19 protein-coding genes and 1 other RNA gene are annotated in these 21,341 nt (G+C 64.2%); 13 read left to right on the top strand and 7 right to left on the bottom strand.

Annotated features, from left to right (window positions below; genetic code table 11):
* Nucleotides 1-15 precede the first annotated feature (15 nt).
* Nucleotides 16-435, bottom strand: a complete 420-nt coding sequence (locus NKI49_RS20480) for an HIT domain-containing protein (RefSeq protein ID WP_027026650.1) — start codon at nucleotides 433-435, stop codon at nucleotides 16-18.
* Between the two features lie 145 nt (nucleotides 436-580).
* Here NKI49_RS20480 and ffs point away from each other — a divergent pair.
* From ffs to NKI49_RS20540, 12 genes are all read left to right on the top strand, one after another.
* Nucleotides 581-677, top strand: an RNA gene (gene ffs / locus NKI49_RS20485) — signal recognition particle sRNA small type.
* 105 nt (nucleotides 678-782) lie between these two features.
* Nucleotides 783-2,600 (top strand): DNA polymerase III subunit gamma/tau, encoded by a 1,818-nt coding sequence (locus tag NKI49_RS20490; RefSeq protein WP_352604844.1) that lies wholly within the window; start codon nucleotides 783-785, stop codon nucleotides 2,598-2,600.
* A gap of 31 nt (nucleotides 2,601-2,631) precedes the next feature.
* Nucleotides 2,632-2,955: a YbaB/EbfC family nucleoid-associated protein gene (locus NKI49_RS20495; protein ID WP_352604843.1), complete on the top strand. Its 324-nt coding sequence runs from the start codon at nucleotides 2,632-2,634 to the stop codon at nucleotides 2,953-2,955.
* Nucleotides 2,956-2,969: 14 nt separating this feature from the next.
* A complete protein-coding gene (locus NKI49_RS20500) occupies nucleotides 2,970-3,377 on the top strand; it encodes a hypothetical protein (protein ID WP_352604841.1) in 408 nt (135 codons plus the stop codon).
* Between the two features lie 134 nt (nucleotides 3,378-3,511).
* Nucleotides 3,512-4,504 carry a cell wall hydrolase gene (locus NKI49_RS20505; RefSeq protein WP_352604839.1) on the top strand — a complete coding sequence of 331 codons (993 nt, stop codon included), beginning with the start codon at nucleotides 3,512-3,514 and terminating at the stop codon, nucleotides 4,502-4,504.
* Nucleotides 4,505-4,608: 104 nt separating this feature from the next.
* Nucleotides 4,609-5,214: a recombination mediator RecR gene (gene recR, locus NKI49_RS20510; RefSeq protein WP_352604837.1), complete on the top strand. Its 606-nt coding sequence runs from the start codon at nucleotides 4,609-4,611 to the stop codon at nucleotides 5,212-5,214.
* Between the two features lie 180 nt (nucleotides 5,215-5,394).
* On the top strand, nucleotides 5,395-6,672 hold the full coding sequence (locus tag NKI49_RS20515; RefSeq protein ID WP_352604835.1) for a lytic murein transglycosylase: 1,278 nt from the start codon (nucleotides 5,395-5,397) through the stop codon (nucleotides 6,670-6,672).
* A 227-nt stretch (nucleotides 6,673-6,899) separates the two neighbouring features.
* Nucleotides 6,900-8,543, top strand: a complete 1,644-nt coding sequence (locus NKI49_RS20520; protein ID WP_352604833.1) for an ABC transporter substrate-binding protein — start codon at nucleotides 6,900-6,902, stop codon at nucleotides 8,541-8,543.
* 18 nt (nucleotides 8,544-8,561) lie between these two features.
* Nucleotides 8,562-9,629 (top strand): ABC transporter permease, encoded by a 1,068-nt coding sequence (locus NKI49_RS20525; RefSeq protein ID WP_352604831.1) that lies wholly within the window; start codon nucleotides 8,562-8,564, stop codon nucleotides 9,627-9,629.
* Between the two features lie 124 nt (nucleotides 9,630-9,753).
* Nucleotides 9,754-10,680, top strand: coding sequence for a nickel transporter permease (gene nikC, locus NKI49_RS20530; protein ID WP_352604829.1), 927 nt, complete (start codon nucleotides 9,754-9,756; stop codon nucleotides 10,678-10,680).
* The gene (locus NKI49_RS20535) at nucleotides 10,677-11,510 is read left to right on the top strand and encodes an ABC transporter ATP-binding protein (protein WP_352604827.1); all 834 of its coding nucleotides are present in this window, start codon (nucleotides 10,677-10,679) and stop codon (nucleotides 11,508-11,510) included. Before nikC ends, NKI49_RS20535 begins: the two co-directional genes overlap by 4 nt.
* Nucleotides 11,507-12,253, top strand: a complete 747-nt coding sequence (locus tag NKI49_RS20540; protein WP_352604825.1) for an ABC transporter ATP-binding protein — start codon at nucleotides 11,507-11,509, stop codon at nucleotides 12,251-12,253. Before NKI49_RS20535 ends, NKI49_RS20540 begins: the two co-directional genes overlap by 4 nt.
* 32 nt (nucleotides 12,254-12,285) lie before the next feature.
* Here the strand turns inward: NKI49_RS20540 and NKI49_RS20545 are convergent, their stop codons facing one another.
* From NKI49_RS20545 to NKI49_RS20555, 3 genes are read right to left on the bottom strand one after another with little or no spacing between them, the layout of a single operon-like run.
* Nucleotides 12,286-15,381, bottom strand: coding sequence for an efflux RND transporter permease subunit (locus NKI49_RS20545; RefSeq protein WP_352695741.1), 3,096 nt, complete (start codon nucleotides 15,379-15,381; stop codon nucleotides 12,286-12,288).
* The gene (locus NKI49_RS20550; protein WP_352604821.1) at nucleotides 15,378-16,457 is read right to left on the bottom strand and encodes an efflux RND transporter periplasmic adaptor subunit; all 1,080 of its coding nucleotides are present in this window, start codon (nucleotides 16,455-16,457) and stop codon (nucleotides 15,378-15,380) included. Before NKI49_RS20550 ends, NKI49_RS20545 begins: the two co-directional genes overlap by 4 nt.
* The gene (locus NKI49_RS20555) at nucleotides 16,454-17,593 is read right to left on the bottom strand and encodes an efflux RND transporter periplasmic adaptor subunit (RefSeq protein WP_352604819.1); all 1,140 of its coding nucleotides are present in this window, start codon (nucleotides 17,591-17,593) and stop codon (nucleotides 16,454-16,456) included. Before NKI49_RS20555 ends, NKI49_RS20550 begins: the two co-directional genes overlap by 4 nt.
* A gap of 451 nt (nucleotides 17,594-18,044) precedes the next feature.
* On the opposite strand from NKI49_RS20555, the gene NKI49_RS20560 reads away from it, so the two are divergent.
* The gene (locus tag NKI49_RS20560; protein ID WP_352604817.1) at nucleotides 18,045-19,322 is read left to right on the top strand and encodes a 4-aminobutyrate--2-oxoglutarate transaminase; all 1,278 of its coding nucleotides are present in this window, start codon (nucleotides 18,045-18,047) and stop codon (nucleotides 19,320-19,322) included.
* Between the two features lie 54 nt (nucleotides 19,323-19,376).
* Here the strand turns inward: NKI49_RS20560 and NKI49_RS20565 are convergent, their stop codons facing one another.
* From NKI49_RS20565 to NKI49_RS20575, 3 genes are read right to left on the bottom strand one after another with little or no spacing between them, the layout of a single operon-like run.
* Nucleotides 19,377-19,697, bottom strand: coding sequence for a type II toxin-antitoxin system RelE/ParE family toxin (locus NKI49_RS20565; RefSeq protein WP_352604894.1), 321 nt, complete (start codon nucleotides 19,695-19,697; stop codon nucleotides 19,377-19,379).
* An 11-nt stretch (nucleotides 19,698-19,708) separates the two neighbouring features.
* Nucleotides 19,709-19,939, bottom strand: a complete 231-nt coding sequence (locus tag NKI49_RS20570; RefSeq protein WP_027026631.1) for a type II toxin-antitoxin system ParD family antitoxin — start codon at nucleotides 19,937-19,939, stop codon at nucleotides 19,709-19,711.
* A gap of 37 nt (nucleotides 19,940-19,976) precedes the next feature.
* A complete protein-coding gene (locus tag NKI49_RS20575) occupies nucleotides 19,977-21,230 on the bottom strand; it encodes an NAD(P)/FAD-dependent oxidoreductase (protein ID WP_352604815.1) in 1,254 nt (417 codons plus the stop codon).
* Nucleotides 21,231-21,341 lie beyond the last annotated feature (111 nt).

A 21,341-nucleotide genomic window follows, 5' to 3' on the forward strand; every position in this document is an offset into this window, starting at 1 on the left:
GGACAGGAGCAAGGCTTATAGCGCCGCCTTTATCGTTTGGGCAAACCGGCGCAATTCGGAACGCTCATAGGGCTCGCGCAACCCGTGTCCCCACACCGGGCCGGGCCAGCCGGCGTCGTGTTCCGAACGGGCGACGACGTGGACATGCAGCTGGCGCACGATGTTGCCGAGCGCGCCGGTGTTGATCTTGGTGCAGCCGGTCACCTTCTTCAGCGCCTGCGCCACCATATTGGTCTCGAAGGTCAGCATCGTCTGGTCGAGCGGGGTCATGTCGTGGATTTCCTCCACGCCCGGCCGCTGCGGCACCAAAAGCAGCCATGGCCAGCGGCGATCGTTCATGACCCGCAATTCGCACAGCCCAAGCCACATCAACTGCTCGCTGTCCGCCTCCAGCCGGGCGTCCAGCGTGAATCCGGCCTTCAGGCCCGGCAACATAGGCGTTTCCCTTGCTGATCGTGTTTTTCTCAAACTCATGAACGCTAGAGCGGCTGCACCGGGGCCGCAAGCGAATCTCGTGGTCCGTGGTGCCTATTTGCCTGTGCTCTTGCATTTCATCTCCGAATTGCCGATATGGACAGCGGGAGGTTGGTGGTGGACGATCCACTCGCCAACCGGGTCAGGTCCGGAAGGAAGCAGCCCTAACGAGCCCGGAACGGGTCATTGTTCCAGCCTCCCACCTCATCGGACCCTCTCGCGACATTGACGACGCATCGCAGCGCGGGCGAGACTATGCGCAGGAATCGGCCGCTTTCGAACGCGGCCTTTTGGAGCTTTACGGGCGAATGAGCGAAGCCGGAAATTCGGGGCCGAATAGCCTGGAGAATGGCAAGGCCGGCGCCTATCGCGTGCTGGCGCGCAAATACCGTCCTTCGAACTTCTCCGAGCTGGTCGGCCAGGAGCCGATGGTGCGTACGCTCACCAATGCCTTCGCCACCGGCCGCATCGCCCAGGCCTGGATGCTTACAGGCGTGCGCGGCGTCGGCAAGACCACGACCGCGCGCATCCTGGCGCGGGCGCTGAACTACAAGACCGCCACATCGGACCAGCCTTCGGTCGACCTTGCCGTGCTTGGCGAGCATTGCCAGGCGATCATGGAAGGCCGCCATGTCGACGTCATCGAGATGGACGCCGCCTCCCACACCGGCATCGACGACATCAGGGACATCATCGAGCGCGTGCGTTACGCGCCGGTCTCGGCCCGCTACAAGGTCTATATCATCGACGAAGTGCACATGCTGTCGACGCAGGCCTTCAACGGCCTGCTGAAGACGCTGGAGGAACCACCTCCGCATGTGAAATTCATCTTCGCCACCACCGAAATCCGCAAGGTTCCGATCACCGTCCTGTCGCGCTGCCAGCGCTTCGACCTGCGGCGCATCGACGCCGGCGCACTGGTCGCGCATCTCTCCTCGATCTCGGCCAAGGAAGGCATTTCGGTCGACGACGACGCGCTGGCGATGATTGCGCGCGCAGCCGAGGGCTCGGCCCGTGATTCGCTCTCCATCCTCGATCAGGCGATCGCGCATGGCGCCGGCTCCGTCAGCGCCGACGCGGTCCGGGCGATGCTGGGCCTGGCCGACCGCGCCCGCATCGTCGACCTATTCGAACACGTCATGAAGGGCGACGTGGCGGCGGCCCTGGCCGAATTCCGCGCGCAATACGACACCGGCGCCGACCCGGCCGCCGTGCTGACCGACCTTGCCGAGTTCAACCACCTCGTTACCCGGTTGCGTTTCGTGCCGACCGCCGTCGACGACGCGGCGCTGTCGCAGGACGAGCGCCAGCGCGGCGCGGATTTCGCCAGGGCGCTGTCGGTCCGGGTGCTGTCGCGGACGTGGCAGATGCTGCTCAAGGGCATTCCCGAGGTGCAGTCCTCCAATCGGCCGGTCAGCGCCGCCGAGATGGTGCTGATCCGGCTGGCGCACGCCGCCAACCTGCCGACGCTGGACGAGGCGCTGCGATCATTGGAAGGCACAGCACCTGTTCAAAACGGCGCTTCGCGCCCGAACGGGGCTCCCGCGGCTCCCGGCAATGGCGGTGGCGCCAGCGCCGTGACGCAGACGCGCATGCCCGGCGGATCGGGCGGTGCGCAGACGATGCGGCTGGTCGAAGCCACGCCTGCTCCCGTCGCCTTCGTTGCTCCCCCGCAACCGGTGCCGGAGGCGCAGCCGGTGCCGTTGAAATCGCTGGCCGACATCATTGCCCTTGCCGACGCCCAGCGCGACATCGCCTTCAAGGTGCTGGTCAAGCGCTGCATCCGTCTCGTGCGCATCGAGCCCGGCCGTATCGACGTCAGCCTGACGGAGGATGCGCCCAAGCTGCTGCTCAACGATCTGACGACGAAACTGCGCGCCTGGACCGGGCGCAGCTGGCTGGTGTCGCTGTCGAAGGAGGAGGGCGGCCAAACGCTGGCCGAGATGGAATCGACCAAGCGCGAGAACGCTTTTCTCGATGCCAAAAGCGATCCGACCGTGGCCGCTATCCTGGCCCGCTTTCCCGGCGCCAAGATCATCGACGTTCGCATACCCGATGCCCCGGAAGCCGACGCCGACGAAGCCGAAGTGCCGGTCGAGCCGCCGGCGGACGACGACGAGACCTGATCCAGCCACGAACCCGCAAAGGACCCCGACCATGAAAGATCTTCTCGGCCTGATGGGCAAGGCGAAGGAAATGCAGGCCAAGTTCCAGGCCATGCAGGACGAGATCGCGACGCTGGAAGCGTCCGGCCAGGCCGGCGGCGGCCTTGTCAGCGTCACGCTGACCGGAAAATTCGAGATGAAGTCGCTGAAGATCGACCCGTCGCTGTTCAAGGAGGACGATGTCGAGGTCCTCGAGGACCTGCTTCTGGCAGCGCACAATGACGCCAAGGTCAAGGTAGAGCAGATCATGCAGGAAAAGACCAAGGCGCTGACCGCCGGGCTGCCGATCCCGCCGGGAATGAAATTGCCCTTCTAGCGTTCGGTGCGTCCATGCCCGAGGAGCCGTCCGAAAGACTGATCGAGCAACGCATCCGCAACAGGATCTACGAGATTCTGGAGATCCTCGCCGATTGCGACGCCGGCGTCGATCTCGTCGGCATCAAGGGCTACTTCTATCTGTTCGAGGACTTCGTGCATCGCTCCTCCATCGAGGCCGGCACGTCGGCGCTTTCGAGGCGCGAACGAGCGATCGTGCTCGAGATCGCTGAATTGCTGGAGGCGGCCAGCGAAACAAATCCCGATTTCACCAGGGCCGAGTTCATCGACAGCGACTGGCCGGCAAAGATTGCGCCGGTGGCCCGGGAGGCGCGGGCGCTGTTTCTTGGTCGCGGCCTGTTTTCGGAGAAGATCGAAGAGGTCGAGCCTGGTCAGCCGGCCACGATTGCGGCTTTGCGGTAACCGGAAAACGCCATCTATCTGTGCCAAATCGGCAACAGTGGGCCATTAATAACGTTTTAGCCATCATTTCGCCTGAAAGTGTCTCATTCTTGCCGCAGCCTGGGGGCGGGCACTGGAAGTGAGAGGGTTACCTGTTGATTGCCACGCGATGGAAGACGCCGCTGTTGCTCGGCGTCGTTACGTCTCCCTTGTTTTTGGCCGCTTGCAGTCAGACCACTTCGCACGGCATGTCCGTCGCCAGTCTGACTGACGCCATCACGCCCAGTTTCCTCAGCTCGCGAGCTTACAGCCACACGCCGAAGGACAAGGAGTGCCTGGAAAGGGCGATGTTCTTCGAGTCCAACCGGTCGAGCCGCGACGGCATGATCGCCGTCGGCACGGTGGTGATGAACCGGCTGCGCTCCGGAAATCACGGCAGCACCATTTGCGAAGTGGTGGGTGAGCGCGGGCAGTTCGCGCCGGGCGTCATGACCAGGCCGATGAATTCGCGGGCGATGCCCGATGTCGAGGAAGCCGCCGACGCCGTGCTCAAGGGCGAGCGCAAGGCCAAGCTCAAGAACACGATGTATTTCCACACCGCCGGGCTGCGCTTCCCTTACAACAACATGCACTACACCATGGTTGCCGGCGGCAATGCCTTCTACGAGAAGCGCGGCCGCAACTGGCAGCCGCTGCCGGATGAGCCGACGGTCGCTATTGCTTCGGCGACGCCCGAAACGGTGAAGCCGGCCACTTCAGTAACGATGGTTGCTTCGGCGGAGCCGGCGCGTTCGGACAATAAGCTTGTCCGCACTGCTCCGGCACAACAACAGGCCTATGTGACTGCCGCGGCGGAACCGGTGCGCTCATCCAAGATCGTCCCTACCCAACTGACCTATGTGACAGCCGCCGTGGCGCCGACGGCGAAGTCCGGGCGTGTCTCGGTGAAACCGACAATGGTCGCGATGCAGGAGCCTATGGAGGAACCGGATGCCGCCCGTTTTGGCGGAATCTTGAACAGCCGGGTCATCAGTTCTGTCCAAGACGCGCCGCAAGAGGCGTCAATGAGTTTCCAGTCGACGCCTGAGAACACCGACGCCATCGGCGCGATGATCGTCAGCCAGGGCCGGCCGCTGGAAACCAACTGATCTCCGCACTCTAATGGTCCGCCCAATGCTCCGCCGGCCCGATATGACGGGTCGTGCGGACGGGGCATGTTCCAAAGCGCTCTGAAAAATCCTAGATCAGAGCGATGTCCAAGCGAATCGCCGGTCCCGAGATCGAACGCCTGATCCAGCTCCTGGCCAAGGTGCCGGGGCTTGGGCCCCGCTCCGCCAGGCGCGCCGCACTTCATCTGATCAAAAAGAAGGAGCAGTTGCTGTCGCCGCTCGCCGTCGCCATGGGCGAGGCCGCCGACAAGGTGCGTATCTGCTCCACCTGCGGCAATGTCGATACGTCCGACCCCTGCATGATCTGTACCGACCCGCGCCGCGACGCCGCCACGCTGATCGTCGTCGAGGACGTGTCCGATCTCTGGGCGCTGGAGCGGGCAGCGGCGATGAATGTCCGCTACCACGTGCTCGGCGGCACGCTGTCGCCGCTCGACGGCATCGGTCCCGACCAGCTCAACATCCGCTCACTGGTCGACCGCGTCGCCGGCGGCGAGGTCAAGGAGATCATCCTTGCCGTCAACGCCACGGTCGAGGGCCAGACGACCGCGCATTACCTCACCGATCAACTGTCCGGTTTCGAGGTGAAGATAACACGGCTGGCGCATGGCGTGCCGGTCGGCGGCGAGCTCGACTATCTCGACGAAGGCACGCTGGCCGCGGCACTGCGCTCGCGGACGGTGTTTTGACGGGGTTGGGGGGAGGGAGATGGTCCTGAGATGACTGTGTTCCTTCGCGCCCCCCTCTGTCCTGCCGGACATCTCCCCCACGAGGGGGGAGATTGGCAGCTTCGCGGATGGCATTTTCTTTTCGACGCTGGCGATTGGCGAAGGCCGATGCGACATTCAATCTCCCCCCTCGTGGGGGAGATGTCCGGCAGGACAGAGGGGGGCGCAAAGGAACGCAAACCTTTCGGATTGAGCATCGTCGTCTTCCTGGCGGCACTTCTCGCTCTCCTCCTCATCACCCCCGCCTCAGCCGCCAAGATCGACGACCAGTTCCGCACCTGGCTCCAAACCGATCTCTGGCCCGACGCCAAGGCCAAAGGCATCTCCAAAAACACCTTCGCCGCCGCCTTCGACGGCATCAACCCCAATTTGAAGCTGCCCGACCTGCTCATGCCCGGCGAGAAAGCGACGACGCCGCAGAAGCAGCACCAGGCCGAATTCGGCTCGCCCGGCGCCTATTTCGCCGAGAAGACGATTCGTGCGGTGACATCGGGCGGGCGGACGCGCGAAGCCGTCAATGCCAGGACCATTGCCGCGATAGAAAAGCGTTATGGCGTGCCGGGCGAGATCCTGTTGGCGATCTGGGGCCGCGAGACCGGCTTCGGCGCGGCGAAGATGCCTTACGATGCCTTCGAGGTGCTCGGCACCAAGGCATTCATGTCGACCAGGAAGGATTTCTTCCGCACCGAGCTTCTGGCGGCGCTCGAGATCGCCGAGCGCGGACTGGCTCCGGTCAATGCCATGAAATCGTCCTGGGCCGGCGCGCTCGGCCAGCCGCAGTTCATGCCGACCTCGTTCCTGAAACATGCGGTGGATTTTGATGGCGACGGCCGCGTCGACATCTGGAACTCGACGCCGGACGTTCTGGCCTCGATCGCCAATTACCTCGTCCACTATGGCTGGGTGAAGGGACGGGGCTGGGGTTTCGAGGTCACCGTGCCTGCGAGCGTCTCCTGTTCGCTTGAAGGCCCGGACCAGGGCAAGTCAATTTCGCAATGGGCCGATATGGGCATCAGGCGCGTCGGCGGAAAGGCGTTTCCGGCGAGCGAGTTGAAAGCCGAAGGGTTTCTGCTGATGCCTGCCGGGCGCAGCGGCCCGGCCTTCATCGCCACGCCCAATTTCTACGTGCTGAAGCAATACAACACCAGCGACCTTTACGCGCTGTTCATCGGCCACGGCGCCGATCGCATCGCCCACGGCGACTCGAATTTTGCCGGCAGTTGGGGCGCGGTCGGCGGGCTCCACCGCTCCGATATAGCCGCCCTGCAGCGGGCCCTTGAGGCCGAGGGCTACGATGTCGGCAGCGCCGATGGCCTGCCCGGCTTCAAGACGCGCCGCTCGATCGGCAAATGGCAGGCCAAGAATGGCGAGGCCGCTACCTGCTTCCCCGATGCGGGTCTGGTCGCCGCGCTCAAGTAGCTGGCGATTCAATTAGCCGGCGTATGCATCGAGCATCACGGCTCATTCTGGCCCAATACGCTGCCGTGCAAATGCTCGTTGCCGGTTGGCAGGCTGCCGGATAGGGTGTTGACCAACTGGACAAAAACCACGACGGTAAGCAGTTGCGGGTCCATGTTGCTGACCCCAAAGAATGCTCCACCCTGAGCCGGGAACTCAGGTAACCAACAAAACAGGGAACGATCACGATGATGATGGAAAAACTTGCTCTTCGCTCTCGTAGCTTGCTTGCGGGGGCGGCGGTCTCCGCGCTGCTCATCGGCATCGCACCGGCTTTCGCGGTCACGCCGGCGGACACGCTGGTCGAAGGCTTCGCGATCGACGACATCATCTCCATGGACCCGGGCGAGGCGTTCGAATTGTCGACCGCCGAGGTCACCGGCAACACCTATGACCTGCTGGTCCGTCTCGACCTCAGCGACACGTCCAAGGTCAAGCCCGATCTCGCCGAAAGCTGGACGATCTCGGACGACGGCCTCACCTACACGTTCAAGCTCAAGCCGGGCCTGAAATTCGCCTCCGGCAACCCGATTACCGCGTCCGACGTCGCCTATTCATTCGAGCGCGCCGTCAAGCTCGACAAGCCGCCGGCTTTCATCATCAATCAGTTCGGCCTCACCGGGGACAATGCCGCCGAGAAGGCCAAGGCCGTCGACGACACCACCTTCCAGTTCACCGTCGACAAGGCCTACGCGCCGAGCTTCGTGCTGAATTGCCTGTCGGCCACGGTCGCTTCGGTGGTGGACGCCAAGCTGGTCAAGGAACATGTCGCCCCGGTAACGCCGAGCGCCGACTACAAATGGGACAACGACTTCGGCAATGCCTGGCTGAAGACCGGTTACGCCGGTTCAGGCGCCTTCAAGCTGCGTGAGTGGCGCGCCAATGAGGCCGTCGTGCTCGAGCGCAACGACAACTACAATGGCGAGAAAGCCAAGCTTGCCCGGGTCATCTACCGCAACATGAAGGAAAGCTCGGCCCAGCGCCTGGCGCTCGAGGCCGGCGACATCGACGTTGCCCGCAACCTCGAGCCGAACGACCTCGACGCCATCGCCAAGAATGCCGATCTGACGTCCACCAGCGCCCCCAAGGGCACGGTCTACTACATCAGCCTCAACCAGAAGAACCCGAATCTCGCCAAGCCCGAGGTGCGCCAGGCGTTCAAGTATCTGGTCGACTACGACGCGCTGAGCTCGACCATTCTCAAGGGCATCGGCGAGATCCACCAGACCTTCCTGCCCAAGGGCGTGCTCGGCGAGCTGGACGAGAATCCGTTCAAGCTCGACGTCGCCAAGGCCAAGGAACTGCTGGCCAAGGCCGGCTTGGCCGACGGCTTCAGCGTAACCATGGACGTCCGCACCGGCCAGCCGACCACCGGCATGGCGGAATCGATCCAGCAGACGCTGGGACAGGCCGGCATCAAGCTGGAGATCATTCCGGGCGACGGCAAGCAGACGCTGACCAAATACCGCGCGCGCAATCACGACATCTATATCGGCCAATGGGGCCAGGACTATTTCGATCCCAACTCCAATGCGCAGACCTTTGCCTCCAACCCGGACAATTCGGACGACGGCAAGACCAAGACGCTGGCCTGGCGCAATGCCTGGGACATTCCGGATCTGACCAAGCAGACGGAAGCGGCTCTGCTCGAAAAGGACGCGGCCAAGCGCGCCGCGACCTATCAGGACCTCGAGAAGAAGATTCTCGACACCAGCCCGTTCGTCGTCATCCACCAGCAGCTCGAAGTGGCCGGCCTGCGCAAGAACCTCAAGGGCTTCGCGCTCGGCCCGAGCTTCGATACCAACTTCGTCGGGCCGGTTTCCAAGGAATAGTGCCCGCGGACACGCCGCATGAGCGCGGTTGAAAGCCAAATGATGGCCGGGCGCGGCAGCGCCCGCGCCGTTGCCATTTTCTCGTCGATCGGCCGTTTCCTGGTCATCGCGGTGACGACCTATCTTGGTCTTCTCGCGGTTACTTTCTTCATCGGCCGCGTCATCCCGATCGACCCGGTCCTGGCCGTGCTCGGCGACCGGGCGCCCGCCAATGTCGTCGAACGAACGCGCCGCGAAATGGGTCTCGACCTGCCGCTGATCGAGCAGTTCTATATCTATCTGAAGCATGCGCTGAGCGGCGATTTCGGCATTTCCGTGCTGACCACCAATCCCGTCATGACCGACATCCGCCGCGCCCTCCCGGCAACGACGGAACTGGCGACGCTGGGGACACTGATCGGTGCGCTGTTTGGCGTTCCGCTTGGTGTGCTGGCCGCGGTCCGGCGCGGCAGCATCATCGACCAGATCGTGCGCGTCATCGGCCTGATCGGCTATTCCGTGCCGATCTTCTGGCTCGGCCTGCTTGGGCTGGTCCTGTTCTATGCCAAGCTGCAATGGGTGGCGTTCCCGGCTCGGCTGGACGTCGTCTACGAATACACTTTCACGCCGATCACCGGCTTCTATCTTCTCGACGCTGCCATGCAGGGGCAATGGGATGTCTTTTACGACGCCTTCCGTCACATCATCCTGCCGGCCTCGCTGCTCGGCTATTTCTCGCTCGCCTATATCAGCCGCATGACGCGCTCGTTCATGCTCAACGAACTGGCCCAGGAATATATCGTCGCCGCGCGCGCCAAGGGTCTGTCGGAGCGCCGCATCATCTGGGCCCACGCGCTGCGCAACGCGGCCGTGCCGATGGTGACGGTGATCGCGCTCTCCTATGCCGGGCTGCTCGAGGGTTCGGTGCTGACCGAGACCGTCTTTTCCTGGCCGGGCATCGGCCTCTACATCACCAATTCGTTGCAGAACGCCGACATGAACGCGGTGCTCGGCGGCACCATCGTCATCGGCTCGGTGTTCATCGCCATCAATCTCATGTCAGACCTGCTGTATCGGGTGCTCGATCCGAGGACCAAGGTTCGATGAACAGAGGTATCGCACCTTCGGGCTTGGCTGCGGCCAGTCACCCCCACTCTCCTGCGACGAACGGGGGCGAGGTGGTCCGCGAAGCAAACCGGAGTGGGGGTCGACGGCTTCAAGAGGCATCGACATGACCGCCTCCGACGCCGGCCCCCTCTCCCGTCGCGAATGGTTGCTGTCGGAGCGGCCGGCATCGCGTATGCAAGCCAGGCTCGGCCGCGCCTATATCGCCTGGCGGCGCTTTTCGGCCAACAGGCTGGCTTTTGTCGGCCTGCTGATCATCATCGCGCTGCTGGTGATCGCTGCCCTTGCCGGCGTGCTGGCACCCTATTCACCGACCATCGGCGACCTGAAGAACGCGCGGCTGCTGGCGCCAAGCGCCGAGCACTGGTTCGGCGCCGACGATCTCGGCCGCGATATCCTGTCGCGCATCCTCTACGGCTCACGCTGGACCCTTTACGTGGTCATTCTGGTTGCCATCATCGCAGCACCCATCGGTCTCCTGGTCGGCACCGTCGCCGGCTATGCCGGTGGCTGGACCGACGCCATCCTGATGCGCATCACCGACATCTTTCTCGCCTTCCCCAAGCTGATCCTGGCGCTGGCCTTTGTCGCCGCTCTCGGTCCCGGCATCGAGAACGCGGTGCTGGCCATCGCCATCACCTCCTGGCCGCCCTATGCCCGAATTGCGCGCGCCGAAACGCTGACCGTGCGCAATTCCGATTACATCAAGGCGGTGCAGCTGATGGGCGCTTCGCCTTTCCGCATCGTGCTGCGCCACATCATGCCATTGTGCATATCCTCGCTGATCGTAAGGGTGACGCTCGACATGGCCGGCATCATCCTGACCGCCGCCGGTCTCGGCTTTCTTGGCCTCGGCGCGCAACCGCCGCTGCCCGAATGGGGCACCATGATCGCCTCGGGCCGCCGCTTCGTGCTCGACCAATGGTGGGTGGCCGGCGCGCCGGGCTTCGCCATCCTGATCGTCAGCCTCGGTTTCAACCTGCTTGGCGACGGCCTGCGCGACGCGCTCGATCCGAGGAGCGGTGATCAATGAGCACGCTTCTCGAGGTCGACGACCTGCGCGTCGATTTTCCGACCCGCACCGGCCTGGTCCAGGCAGTGCGCGGCGTCTCGTTCTCGCTTGGCCGCGAACGACTGGGTATCGTCGGCGAATCCGGATCCGGCAAATCGCAGACCGGCCGCGCCATCATGGGGCTGACGCCGCCGCAGGCGCGGATATCGGCGAACAAATTGGCCTTCGACGGCCTCGACCTGCTCAGCATCTCGCCACGCCAACGCCGGGCGTTGCGGGGGAACCGCATAGCGATGATCCTGCAGGATCCGAAATACTCGCTCGACCCGGTGATGAGCATCGGCCGGCAGATCGTCGAAACGCTGCGCACGCATGAGAAGGTCTCCAAGGCCGAGGCCCGCGATCGCGCGCTGGCCATGCTGGAGGCGGTGCAGATCCGCGATCCCCGGCGCGTCTTCGACCTGCATCCGCACGAGGTGTCGGGCGGCATGGGCCAGCGCGCCATGATCGCCATGATGCTCATCGCCGGACCGGAAATGATGATCGCCGACGAGCCGACCTCGGCGCTCGACGTCACCGTGCAGCTCGACGTGCTCGGCATTCTCGACAGGCTGGTCGGCGAGCGCGGCATGGGGCTGATCTTCATCTCGCACGACCTGCGCCTGGTCTCGTCCTTCTGCGACCGCGTCATCGTCATGTATGCCGGCAAGGTGGTCGAGCAGCTCAAGGCCTCCGAACTCGGCCGGGCCCAGCATCCCTACACGCGCGGCCTGCTCAACTGCATGCCCAAGATCGGCGCCGACCGGCACCCCCTGCCGGTGCTCGACCGCAAGCCGGAGTGGGCAGTATGACTTCCGCGATTGCCGTCGACCGGCTGGAGGTGATCTTCGACCGCTTTCGCGCGCTGAAGGGCGTCAGCCTGGACGTGCAGCCTGGCGAATCCTTCGGCCTTGTCGGCGAGAGCGGCTCCGGCAAATCGACGCTGCTGCGCGCGATCGCCGGCCTTGCGCCGGTCGCCTCGGGCAGCATCACCGTCAACGGCAAGGCGCTTGGCGCACGCCGCGACAAGGCGTTCTACCGCGAAGTGCAGATGGTCTTCCAGGATCCGTACGGCTCGCTGCATCCGCGCCAGACCGTCGATCGACTGCTGCAGGAGCCGCTTGCCATCCATGGTTTTGCCGACGGTGAAAAGCGCATCCAGCGGGCGCTCGACGAAGTCGGTCTCGGCAATGGTTTCCGCTTCCGCTACGCGCACCAATTGTCGGGTGGCCAGCGCCAGCGCGTGGCGATCGCGCGTGCGCTCATCCTCGAACCGTCGGTCCTGCTGCTCGACGAGCCGACCTCGGCGCTCGACGCCTCGGTGCAGGCCGAGGTGCTCAACCTGCTTGAGGAGGTCCGCCGGCGGCGCAAGCTGACCTTCCTGATGGTCAGCCATGACCTCGCCATCATCACCCATATGTGCGAGCGGCTGATGGTGATGCAAAGCGGCGAGGCGGTGGAGAATTTGGCGGCGAGCGACCTTGTCGAGCGCCGTGTTGCCAAGGATTACACGCGCAATCTGCTCAGGGCGAGCGACGGGTTTGTGAGGACGTAGCTGAATTTCCCACGTCGAGTTCTGTCGCGAACCTAACTTCGGGCCGCGTTGCCTTCGGCAATCGCATCACCTGTCGGTTCAGCACTTTTCGGCTCCTTGATCCGGAACCACGTCACGTAAAGCGCCGGCAGGAACAGCAGCGTGATGGCCGTGCCGGCGATGATGCCGCCCATCATGGCGTAGGCCATCGGCCCCCAGAACACTTCGCGCGCGATCGGGATCAGCGCCAGGCTGGCAGCTGCCGCCGTCAGGGCGATCGGCCGCATGCGGTGCTCGGTTGCTTCGATGACGGCGGCCCAGCGATCCCTGCCCTCGGTGACGAGATCCTCGATCTGCACGATCAGGATGACCGAGTTGCGGATCAGGATGCCGATCAGCGCCAGCACGCCGAGAATGGCGACGAAACCAAGCGGCGCGCCGCTCGGCACCAGGGCAGCCACCACGCCGATCAGCCCGAGTGGCGCCACCGCCACCACCAGGAACAGGCGCTGGAAGCTTTGCAACTGCACCATCAGGATCGTCGCCATCACGAACAGCATCAGCGGCACCACGGCTGCGATCGGACCCTGGCTTTTGGCGCTTTCCTCGACTGAGCCGGCGGTCTCGACCGAATAGCCGGGCGGCAGCTTGGCGATGAAGGCGTCGACCGATGGCTTCAGCTCGTTGACGACCGTGGCCGGCAATACGTCGCCGACCAGCCCGGCGCCCACGGTGATGGTTGGAATGCGGTCGCGCCGCCAAACCGTCGGCTGTTCGAGGTCGTAGTGGAAGTTGGCCACCGCCGCGAGCGGGATCGCTTCGCCGGTTCCGGTCGGCAGCTGCATGTTCTGCAGCGTCTCGATCGAGCCGCGTTCAGCCTCGCGGGAGCGCGCCACGACATCGATCAGATAGGTGGCGTCGCGCACCTGCGTGATGGTGGCGCCGCCGACCGTGCTGTTCAGCGCGCTGGCGATATCGGAAGAGGTGATGCCGAGCTGGCGCGCCTTGTCTTGCAGCACATCGACCCTCAGCACGCGCTGCGGTTCGTTCCAGTCGAAGGTCGGCGCGGCAAGCATGGCATTGGCGGAAATGATTCCGGCGAATTGCTGTGCCAGCTCGCGCACCGTCTGGATATCGGGACCGCCCACGCGGTACTGCACCGGACGGCCGACCGGCGGTCCAAGCTCGAGCGGCTTGACGAAGGCGTCGGTGCCGACGAACTCCTCGCGCAACAGCTTCTCCAGCGCCGGCTTCACCCTGTTGCGCGCCTCGATGCTCTTGGTGACGATGACGGTCTGGCCGAAATAGGGATTGGACGGCTGCACGTCAAAGGTCAGCACGAAGCGCACCGCGCCCTGGCCGATATAGGAGCTGAAATGGTCGATATCGGGGTTGCCGGCCAGCGCCCGCTGTTCGAACCTCTCCATCTGGTCCCGGGTCTCGGCGATCGACGAATTCTGCGGCAGGTTCCAGTCTACGATCAGTTCAGGACGGTCTGACGGCGGGAAAAACTGTTGCTGGACAAGGCCGAAGCCGGCCAGCGAAGCCGCAAACAACAGCGCCGTGGCGAGGATGGTCAGCCAGTGATGGCGCACCGAGCCGACAAGCACGCGCCGGAACAGTGAGGTGAAGCGCCCCGGCTGGTCGTGATGCTTGGTCTTCATCGTCGCCGGCAGGATGGTGACGCCAAGCAGCGGCGCGAACAGCACCGCCACGATCCATGACACAAGAAGCGACACGGCGATGACGACGAACAGCGTGAAGGTGTATTCGCCAGCGGCGCTGTTGTTGAGGCCGATCGGGATGAAGCCTGCGACCGTCACCAGCGTGCCTGTCAGCATCGGGAAGGCGGTCGAGGTGTAGACATAGGTCGCCGCCTTGCGCAGATTGTCGCCGAGTTCAAGCCGCGCCACCATCATCTCGACCGCGATCATCGCATCGTCGACCAGCAGGCCGAGCGCGATGATCAGCGCCCCCAGCGAAATGCGCTGCAAGGAAATGCCGAGATAGGCCATGACGGTGAAGGTGATGGCCAGCACCAGCGGGATCGACAGCGCCACCACGAAGCCAGCGCGCATGCCGAGGCTGATGAACGACACCGCGAGCACGATGGCGACGGCCTCGAACAAGGCGCGCGTGAAACCGGAGACGGCCTCCTCGACGATGACGGGCTGATCGGCGACAAGGTGCACGCCGACGCCCACAGGCAGGTCGGCCAGCACCTTGTTCATCGCCTCGTGCAGCGCCTCGCCGAATTGCAGCAGATTGGCGTTGGGCTTCATGCCGATGGCGAGCCCGATGGCGTCCTGGCCGTTGAATCGGAACAACGCGTCCGGGGGATCGGCATAGCCCCGCGTGATCGTCGCCACGTCGCTCAGGCGGAAGAAGCGGTCGTTGACGCGCAGGTTGATGGCGCGAAGGCTCTCCTGCGAGGTGAACTGACCGCCGACGCGCACGCTGATGCGTTCCGGTCCGGACTGGATGACGCCCGATGGGGTGATCGCGTTCTGCGCCTGGAGGCTGGCCACGATCGCCTGTTGGTTGAGGCCAAGCGCCGCGATCTGGCGGGTCGAGAATTCGAGATAGATCGCTTCGTCCTGAGCACCGACCAGGTCGACCTTGCCGGCATTGGGCACGGTCAGGATCTTGGTGCGGACATCCTCGACATAGTCGCGTAGCTGGCGCGGCGTCAGCCCGTCCGACGTGAACGCGTAAATGTTGCCGTAGACGTCGCCGAAGCGGTCGTTGAAGAACGGGCCGACCACGCCTTGCGGAAATTGCGACCAGGTGTCGTTGACCATGTTTCGCACCTGCAGCCAGGTCGGCACGACGTCGCGCGCCTTGGTGGTCGGCTTCAGGTTGACGAAGATGACGGTCTTGCCGGCGGTGGTGACGGATTTCGTAAAGTCGAGGCTGTCCAGCTCCTCGAGCTTCTTTTCGATCCGGTCGGTAACCTGCCGCACCGTCTCGTTGACCGATGCGCCCGGCCAATTGGCCTGGATCACCATGGTCTTGATGGTGAAGGCGGGGTCTTCCTCGCGGCCGAGATTGAGATAGGCGAAAATGCCTGCCACGACAAAGACCAGCATGAAGTACCACACCAGCGAGCGGTGGCCGAGCGCCCAGTCGGAGAGGTTGAAGCCCTTCATGAGGCCCCTCCCGCGGGCAGCTTGACCTTCTGACCTTCCGTCAGGCTATGTACGCCGGCGGTGACGACGCGCATGCCGGCCTCCAGGCCCTCCGTGACCGTGAAGGTTCCGCCGCTCTTCGAGGCAATCCTGATTTCGCGCGTGCTCACGCTCGATGTCCGCGGATCGACGATCCACACTCTATCGGAACCATTCTTTTGGAGCAGCGCCGACAGCGGCAGTTCGATCGTCGGCGCCACCTTGGTCATGCGGGTCGCCGTTACCGTCGAACCGAGCCGGAATGCCTGCGGCGGATCGGTCAGCGCCAGCCGGACGCGGCGGGTGCGGGTCGAGCCCTCGGCCTGCGGCGCGATCTCGCGCAGCTTGGCCTCGGTCTGGATCGTCGGCAGCGATTGCAGGATGACCTGGAACGGCGTGCCGGCCGCGAGATCGCCGGTCAGTTGGTCGGGAATATCGACCACGGCTTCGCGCAGGTCCGAGCGTGCCACGGTAACGACCGTCTGGCCGGGCGACACCGTCTGTCCGACCTCGGCCCCAACGGCGGTGACGACGCCGTCGAAATCGGAGAACAGCCTGGCATAGCCGAGCTGCTCCTGCGACTTGGCAAGCGAGGCTCTGGCCCGTTCGACGTTGGCTTCAGCCGCCTTTCTTGCCTGCTGCGCGGCATCGAACACGGCCTGCGAGGTGTTGGCGGCGGCGAGCAGCTGGCGCTGGCGTTCCTCGCTGGCGGCGGCGTTGGCGAACTGCGCCTCCGCGTTGGAGAGTTCAGCCTTGGCCGCCTGGACGGCGAGCTCCAGCGCGGTCGGGTCGAGCGTGGCGATCGTCGTGCCCTTGCCGACGATGTCGCCGACCTTGACGTCGCGCGAGACGACCCGGCCGAGCAGGCGAAAGGCAAGATCGGCGCTGAACTGCGGCTCGACCGAGCCGGCGAAGCCGAAGGTCTGCGTGGTGCGCGGTTCGATCATGACCGACAAAACCGGCCGGATGATCTCCGGGGGCTTTTCATCCGACTTCGAGCAGGCAGCGAGCGTGCCAAGTGCAAACAGCCCAAGCAGCACGTGCGGCAGCCGGCTCATTGGCCCGCTCCCGATATCTCGACCGTCTGTCCGGGACTGAGAAGCTGACCACCCGATGTAACGACGCTTTGCCCTTCGTCCAGCCCCTTGGCGATCACGACCGTGCCCGAATTGAAAGCCAGCACGTCGACCGGCACCGTCGTCACCGCCTTGGTCGAGGGGTCGACGACCCAGACCGCCGGCTTGCCGGCGCTGGACGTCAGCGCCTCCCAGGGCAGCAGGATCGCCTTGGCCGGTTTGGCGCTGACCGAACCAATGACGGCCGCCCCCAACGGCATGCCGGTGGGCGTGTCGGGAATGCCTACCTTCACGCGGACCGAGCCCGAAGCCGGGTCAACCGCCGGCGAGATTTCACGCACCTTGCCTGTCGTCCTGACCTGCGGATCGGACAACAGCGTGATCGTCACCGCCGGAGAGGCCGGCGTCCTGGCGACCAGCGTTTCCTGCACGTTGAACACCGCGTCGCGGTCGCCGTCTTCGGCAACGATGAAGACGGTTTGCGCCGCTTGCACCACCTGGCCGGTTTCGACCTGGCGGGCGGTGATGACGCCGCCGGCACCTGCCTTGAGCTCGGTGAAGGACAGGTTTTGCTGGGCGTTGGCCAGTGCGCTCCGCGCGGCATCGACGCTGCCTTGCGCCACCTTCAGCGCCTGGTCGGCCAGGTCATAGTCGCGCCTGGTAGTGAAACCTTGTGCAAGCAGCGTCTTCTGCCGCTCGAAGGCGGCGGCGGCCTGCGTCAACTGCGCCTGCGCGGCGTTGAGATCGGCCTGGGCCGAGCGCAAATCGGACTCCTGCTCCTGCGGGTCGATGCGGGCAAGCACGGTACCTTGATCGACGTGTTGGCCGACATCGACAAGCCGCTCGGCGACGCGGCCGCCGACCCGGAACGACAGATTGTTCAGCGTACGCGCCGCGATCACCCCGGTCAGCGACGTTCTCGGCGCATAGTCGGCCATTGCCACGGTCTCGGTACGCACCATGACCGGCAGCTTCTTATCTGCCGCCTCCTGTTTCTGGCAGCCGGCCAAAAGCAGGGCTGCCGTGCAGGCGAAAAGCGCTACGCCGGTTGGAGAAGACAAAAGATTGGAAGTTTTGACCGATGGCGGCGAGACGGACGATGTCGCGTTCCTGCTCATGTGCTCCCTCAGTCGCGGGGCCGCTCGCCGATCGGTATGCCTCGCGGACCCCGGCAGGATAGTCGATCCCCTGAAAAAGGAAACCGGCCTCGCATGCATACCAGGGCTCCGAACTCGGTCGACAAGACCCGACGACGGACAGTCCCGCTGTGCCGGCAGCCTTTCAAGATAGGAATTTTTTCTTGACAGGTGAGTGCAGCTATGGTAGATATTCACTCATGGTGTTGAGTTGCGCCAGCGACCGCCGCACGGGCGGTTTTTCCGTTCAACGCTCCATCGACAGCGCGCCGGCGAAGACTCCGAAGGAACCCGTTAACGCGGCTGCTCAGGGGCGATCCGTCCGGCCGCAGGCCCAATTGCCCGTCGGCGGTGCCGACTTGAGGAAAACCTGAAATAAGGTCAGAAGACATCTGATCAAACAAGAACGGGCGCCGGCTCGATGAGGGACATCATGAAAAACGCAGCCATTTCCGAACGCAAGAACCAGTCGATCTCGCGCGGCGTCGGCATGACCACGCAGATTTACGCCGACCGGGCCGAGAACTCGGAAATCTGGGATGTGGAAGGTCGCCGCTACATCGACTTCTCGTCGGGCATCGCGGTCGTCAACACCGGCCACCGTCACCCCAAGGTGATCGAGGCGGTCAAGGCCCAGCTCGACCGCTTCACCCACACCTGCCACCAGGTGGTGCCTTATGAGAGCTATGTGCGGCTGGCCGAACGGCTGAACGGCATGCTGCCCGGCAAGTTCGAGAAAAAGACGATCTTCGTCACCACCGGCGCCGAGGCGGTCGAGAACGCCATCAAGATCGCCCGCAACGCTACCGGGCGTCCGGCCGTCATCGCCTTCGCCGGCGGCTTTCATGGCCGCACCTTCATGGGCATGGCGCTGACCGGCAAGGTCGTTCCCTACAAGGTCGGCTTCGGTGCCATGCCGGGCGACGTCTACCACGCGCCGTTCCCGGTGCCGCTGCACGGCGTGTCGGTGGCCGATTCGCTGGCAGCGCTCGACCGGCTGTTCAAGGCCGATGTCGATCCGGCCCGTGTCGCCGCCATCATCATCGAGCCGGTCCAGGGCGAGGGCGGCTTCTATGAGGCGCCGCGTGAGTTCCTGACGGCGCTGCGCAAGCTCTGCGATCAGCATGGCATGCTTCTGATCGCCGACGAGGTGCAGACCGGCTTTGCCCGTACCGGCAAGATGTTCGCGATGGATCATCATGAGGTGGCGGCCGACATCACCACCATGGCCAAGAGCCTGGCCGGCGGCTTCCCGTTGTCGGCGGTCACCGGCCGCGCTGAGATCATGGATGCGCCCGGGCCCGGCGGGCTCGGCGGCACTTATGGCGGCAGCCCGATAGGCGTCGCCGCCGCTCATGCCGTGCTCGACGTGATCGACGAGGAGAAGCTGTGCGACCGCGCCAACACGCTGGGTGCAAGACTGAAGCAGCGGCTGCAGTCGATCCGCGACGACGTGCCCGAGATCGTCGATATCAGAGGTCTCGGCTTCATGAACGCGGTCGAGTTCAACGACGTCAAGAAGGGCCTGCCGTCGGCCGAGATCGCCAACGCGATCAGGCTGAAGGCGCTCGACAAGGGGCTGATCCTCCTGACCTGCGGCGTCCATGGCAACGTCATCCGCTTCCTGGCGCCGATCACCATCCAGGACGGCGTCATGAACGAAGCACTCGACATTCTGGAAAGCTCGATCCGCGAAGTCTGCGCTGCCTGAACAGGCGGCGCCCATCTCTCCTGACGGCCTACACTGAACCCGGTGAACGTGCCGTCAGGAGCTCGGATTCTGCAACCAAGCTGGAATGTTCATCTTGGCGTGCAGCACCCGCCAAACATCGATATGGTCGGTTCGTTCAAGATAGAAAATCAGGTATGGGTAGCGCCTGACTTGCACGCTGCGTAGACCAGGCAATCCAAGTTCGTAGCCGTATCTCAGAGAGCCCGATGCCGGATGGCTGGCTATCAGTTCGTAGGCGTTTTGAAGCTCCTCGATGTAGCCCAATGCCGCATTCGAACCAACTTCGCGCGCATGGTAATCGACAGCATCCTCGATATCGCGAAGGGCCAGTTTTCGAGGAATGATTGCCTTTATAGGCACTTAAGCTATTGGCCCTGGGCCCGTTTCCGCAGCATGGCGAAATAACCGTCGTCAACGGGAGCGCCCGGGGCGGATGATGCGCCCTCAAGGAGCAAACCGCGCAGAAGTTGACGATCCTGATCATGGCGGATCAATTCACGCACATACTCGCTGCTCGTACCATAGCCTCGATCCGTCACTTGCTGATCGACAAAATGCTTCAGGCTTTCCGGCAGGGAGACGTTCATGGTGCTCATTCAGGCATTTTATAGCTTATGGCAAAATTTGGCAATCCTAGGCACCGGCCTCGGCTGACTCCATGTTTTGAAACGCGGCTAGCGCCGCTTTCAGCCCTTCGGGGCCTGTAGCCACCATCTGCGGCGTCGGCGAGAAACCGGCGCCCAGCATCTTGCGGCCAAGCATGTGGTCGCCGGGCCGGTTGACGGATTCGATGCCGAGCAGCCGGTCGCCGGCAAAATGGTAGATCGAGAATTTGTTGTCGGGCAGGTCGCCCAGCACGACATGGCTGTCGCCGCCGGCGGTCAGTCCAACCATCTGCAATTTCATGTCGCCGATGTCTGACCAGAACCATGGCACCGCCGAATAGACGTTGGCATGGCCGGTGATCGTACGCGCGGCAAGGCGCGCCTGGTCGGTGGCGTTCTGCACCGATTCCAGGCGTACGTCGCCGCCGGTGAACCAGTGCCGATACGAAGCGGCGTCGCCGATGGCGAGGATTTCCGGCACTGAAGTGCGCATCTGGTGATCGACTCGAATGCCGTTGGCGATGCTGAGGCCGGCGTCCTGCGCCAGTTCGACATTGGGCACGGCACCGATGCCGACGATGATCATGTGCGCCGACAGCCTTTCGCCGGTCGAAGTGACCGCGGCCGTGACCTGACCGTTTTCGCCTTCGAGCCGGGCAATCGAGGTGCCGGTGAGGATGCGCACGCCGATCGCTTCCAGCCTTTGGCGGACATGGCTCGCCACGACAGGCGCCACGGCGCGGCCGAGCAGCCGGTCCACCGCTTCGACCACCGTCACCGTGCGGCCGGCCGCCCGCAGCGTCGCCGCGATCTCCAGCCCAATGAAGCCGCCGCCAAGGATCACGACCTCTTCGCTCCGCGCGCTCAATTCCCGGATCAGCCGCGCGTCGGCCAGCGAGCGCAGCGACAAAACGCCGGACAGGTCCGATCCTGGCAGCGGCAGGACGCGCGGGCGCGATCCCGTCGCCAGGACCAGGTGGTCGAAGGCAAGCGCGCCGCCGCCTGATATCTCCAGGCTGCGGCGGCCGGCATCGATGCGGTCGATCCGGATGCCCGGCCGGTAGTCGATGGCGCTGCCGGTGTAGAAGGCCTCGCCACGCAGCGGTTGCGGCTTTGCCTCGGCATCCTTGATGAAGGTCTTCGACAGCGGCGGTTTGTGGTAGGGCAGCTCGTTCTCGTCGCCGAGCAGGATTACCGGCCCATCATAGCCGTCCTCGCGCAGACTGGCGGCCGCCTGCACGCCCGCATGACCCGCACCGACAATGACCACGCCGTTCTTCATCGCATTCCGATCCCGATTCGATTTTAGGACGCTTCGCCAAGTGGCGATTGTCTGGCGCCGCCGCAAGACGGCTTTTGCGGGTCGCACCCGGAATGGCCGGCTGTCAATCGC

Origin of the sequence: Mesorhizobium sp. M0587, from assembly GCF_040320945.1 — a bacterium.
In the GTDB taxonomy this organism is placed as follows: domain Bacteria; phylum Pseudomonadota; class Alphaproteobacteria; order Rhizobiales; family Rhizobiaceae; genus Mesorhizobium.

What these genes read in the sequence shown, in the direction of transcription:
- NKI49_RS20490 (WP_352604844.1), top strand. Translation starts at nt 783, where the DNA reads ATGAGCGAAGCCGGAAATTCGGGGCCGAATAGCCTGGAGAATGGCAAG.
- NKI49_RS20570 (WP_027026631.1), bottom strand. Translation starts at nt 19,939, where the DNA reads ATGAGCACCATGAACGTCTCCCTGCCGGAAAGCCTGAAGCATTTTGTC.
- NKI49_RS20545 (WP_352695741.1), bottom strand. Translation starts at nt 15,381, where the DNA reads ATGAAGGGCTTCAACCTCTCCGACTGGGCGCTCGGCCACCGCTCGCTG.
- NKI49_RS20515 (WP_352604835.1), top strand. Translation starts at nt 5,395, where the DNA reads ATGTCCGGCAGGACAGAGGGGGGCGCAAAGGAACGCAAACCTTTCGGA.
- NKI49_RS20500 (WP_352604841.1), top strand. Translation starts at nt 2,970, where the DNA reads ATGCCCGAGGAGCCGTCCGAAAGACTGATCGAGCAACGCATCCGCAAC.
- NKI49_RS20555 (WP_352604819.1), bottom strand. Translation starts at nt 17,593, where the DNA reads ATGAGCAGGAACGCGACATCGTCCGTCTCGCCGCCATCGGTCAAAACT.
- NKI49_RS20525 (WP_352604831.1), top strand. Translation starts at nt 8,562, where the DNA reads ATGAGCGCGGTTGAAAGCCAAATGATGGCCGGGCGCGGCAGCGCCCGC.
- NKI49_RS20520 (WP_352604833.1), top strand. Translation starts at nt 6,900, where the DNA reads ATGATGATGGAAAAACTTGCTCTTCGCTCTCGTAGCTTGCTTGCGGGG.
- NKI49_RS20480 (WP_027026650.1), bottom strand. Translation starts at nt 435, where the DNA reads ATGTTGCCGGGCCTGAAGGCCGGATTCACGCTGGACGCCCGGCTGGAG.
- nikC (WP_352604829.1), top strand. Translation starts at nt 9,754, where the DNA reads ATGACCGCCTCCGACGCCGGCCCCCTCTCCCGTCGCGAATGGTTGCTG.
- NKI49_RS20550 (WP_352604821.1), bottom strand. Translation starts at nt 16,457, where the DNA reads ATGAGCCGGCTGCCGCACGTGCTGCTTGGGCTGTTTGCACTTGGCACG.
- NKI49_RS20495 (WP_352604843.1), top strand. Translation starts at nt 2,632, where the DNA reads ATGAAAGATCTTCTCGGCCTGATGGGCAAGGCGAAGGAAATGCAGGCC.
- NKI49_RS20575 (WP_352604815.1), bottom strand. Translation starts at nt 21,230, where the DNA reads ATGAAGAACGGCGTGGTCATTGTCGGTGCGGGTCATGCGGGCGTGCAG.
- NKI49_RS20540 (WP_352604825.1), top strand. Translation starts at nt 11,507, where the DNA reads ATGACTTCCGCGATTGCCGTCGACCGGCTGGAGGTGATCTTCGACCGC.
- recR (WP_352604837.1), top strand. Translation starts at nt 4,609, where the DNA reads ATGTCCAAGCGAATCGCCGGTCCCGAGATCGAACGCCTGATCCAGCTC.
- NKI49_RS20535 (WP_352604827.1), top strand. Translation starts at nt 10,677, where the DNA reads ATGAGCACGCTTCTCGAGGTCGACGACCTGCGCGTCGATTTTCCGACC.
- NKI49_RS20560 (WP_352604817.1), top strand. Translation starts at nt 18,045, where the DNA reads ATGAAAAACGCAGCCATTTCCGAACGCAAGAACCAGTCGATCTCGCGC.